The 2237-nt window shown below is 63.3% G+C and carries 1 protein-coding gene; it reads right to left on the minus strand.

The features are described from left to right. Positions 1-140: 140 nt before the first annotated feature. A complete protein-coding gene (locus FJ471_RS34465; protein WP_140811454.1) occupies positions 141-1844 on the minus strand; it encodes a phospholipase D-like domain-containing protein in 1704 nt (567 codons plus the stop codon). Positions 1845-2237 lie beyond the last annotated feature (393 nt).

Here is a 2237-nt window from a genome sequence, read left to right on the forward strand (position 1 = left end):
CACGGAATGGATTCCAGGGTCTCCGCGACGCCGCTTCGCGGCTGCTCCGCCCTGGAATGACGAGGTTGGGAGGCTTCAGCCAATCGCCAGCGTTTGCGCTGATTTCATGGAATGCTCAGCCGAGGTTTTGCCTCGAACACCTAACCTTGCGCCGTCCAAAACGCGATTTCCTGCGCCTTGGTCCGAAGCTCCGTCTTCAGCCATTGGTCGTCGTCGTCAAGATAGCTCCACGGCGTCTTGCCCTGCGCCCGCATCTCGCGGATGTAGGAGCGGTAGCGGTAGTGGCTGTAGACCGACATCGCGTAGGTCGCATAGGCGGCGGCAAGCTTTCTGTGGCCGCGGATGATCACCAGGTTCTCGTCGTTCTTCTGGCTCGCCGGCGCCGAGAAATTGTGGCTGCCGGTCACCACCACGCAGTCGCTTGAATGCGGGTCCGTCACCAGGATCTTCGAGTGCACGATGGCGTGGCCGATCTGCGACAGGAAGGTGCGCCGGTTGACCTCGGCGATCCACGGCCCAAGCGGCGCGTCGAGGCCTTGCGGCTGCGCCACCGCGTAGCGGTCGGGGGTGAATGTCCGGTCGCTGCTCACCAGGTCGATGTCGAGGAAATTCCGCTCGGTGCCGCCCTCGTCGGCGCTCAGCGTCGAGACCACGCCGCGCACATACATGCCCTTTTCCTTGGCACGCTGGCCGGCCAGCGTGTGCAGCCCCTGCTTGCCGGGCGTGAACATCAGGAACAGCACCGACTGCTTGGCCGAGTTGATGACCTCGCGCAGCGCCGCCATGTCGGCGCCGTCGGAGGTGCGGGTGAACCAGACGGTCGTCTTGGCCGTCCCGACCGTGAAGGTTTTCGGCGCGTCGTTGTCCGCCATCAGCGCCGGCGTGAAATTGGCCGGGTCGGTCTTCGGCGGCGAGGCGTCCTTCAACAGGTCCCAATGTTTGCGGAAATGCTCCGCCACCGTCGCATCCTCGATCAGCAACCCGTTGTTGACCTGTGTGCACAGGCCCGTCGTGCTCCAGTTGGTGCTGCCCGTCCACACCTTCGTCGGCTCACCGCCTTCGGAGACGACGACGAACTTGTTGTGGCCGAGGCCTTTCGATTTCAGCATCCGGTCGATGGTCGCGATGCCGTGGTCGTTGAGGTTCTTGCGCGCGTCCTTGTTGCCGTCGCCGCTTTTGTCGGAGCCGTTGGCGAGGATGAGGTTGAGCCGCGGCCCGAGCCCGATCAGCGCCGTCTCCAGCGTCGCGTCGCCGAGCTCGTAGAGCGCGGCATGCAATTCGTCGCCGGCGCCTTGCGTCAGCCCGACCATGCGCAGGCCGAGATCGCCTTCGAGGAAGGCGCGGAATTTCGCATCGCCATTGGTCTGCAGGCTCTTCTTGAAGGCCGCCGGCGAGAGCTTGTTCTTGGCCATGTAGCGGGCGACGAATTGCGACAGCACCAGGCCGCGGTTGAAGTAGCAGGAAAAGCCGCCGCCGGCGTCGGTGGCGAGCGTATGCCAGTCCGTCCAGTCGCTCGACACCCCCTTGGTCAGCGGCTTCCCGGGTCCGGCGCTCATCATCGCGGTCACCCGGTAGCGCACGACATTGCCGACATCGGCCGCATGGTCGGTCCAGTTGAAGCGCTGGAACGGCCACACGTCCGACGGCCTGTGGTCGCCCGATTTCGGCTTGTCCTTGGTGAAGCCGACGCGGTTCTCCACCGGCTCGATCTTCTCGGTCGCGCCGGCCTTGCGGCCGCGCTCGAGCAGGAAGCCCCGGCATCCGGCGATGAAGTCGCTCGGCGCCCAGGCGACGAAGGCGTCGTCGCCATTGGTGTAGACGGATACTTTGATGCTGACGGCCATTTGTCGTTCCTCCCCCTCTGTCGTTGTTCTCAAAGCGCGCTGCCGGCATGTCCGGCCTACGGATGCAGCCAACAGGAATCCGCTCCGGAAACAGGGCTCCGGATCAGTTGAAACAGAATTTTCGAAAAGGTGACGGCGATGATTATGCTGCAGCAGAAGATCGGATGTCAATCTTTTGCAGCGTCAAGTATAATTCTATGAACTGCTTCACACTGTGTTCTGTTTGCCAGCAAAACAAAGGGCGGATGGGTTCGCGGATACTCCGTCCCGATCTTGAGGCTGACCTGGAGCAATGCCGAGCAATTGGCTGAAACGGCCCAGCCTCGTCATCCACGGGCGGAGCAAGGAGCGAAGCGACGCGCGCAGACCCGAGGATCCATTCCGTGACTTGGA

The sequence above is a fragment of the Mesorhizobium sp. B2-7-1 genome (genome assembly GCF_006440735.1).
Taxonomy (GTDB): domain Bacteria; phylum Pseudomonadota; class Alphaproteobacteria; order Rhizobiales; family Rhizobiaceae; genus Mesorhizobium.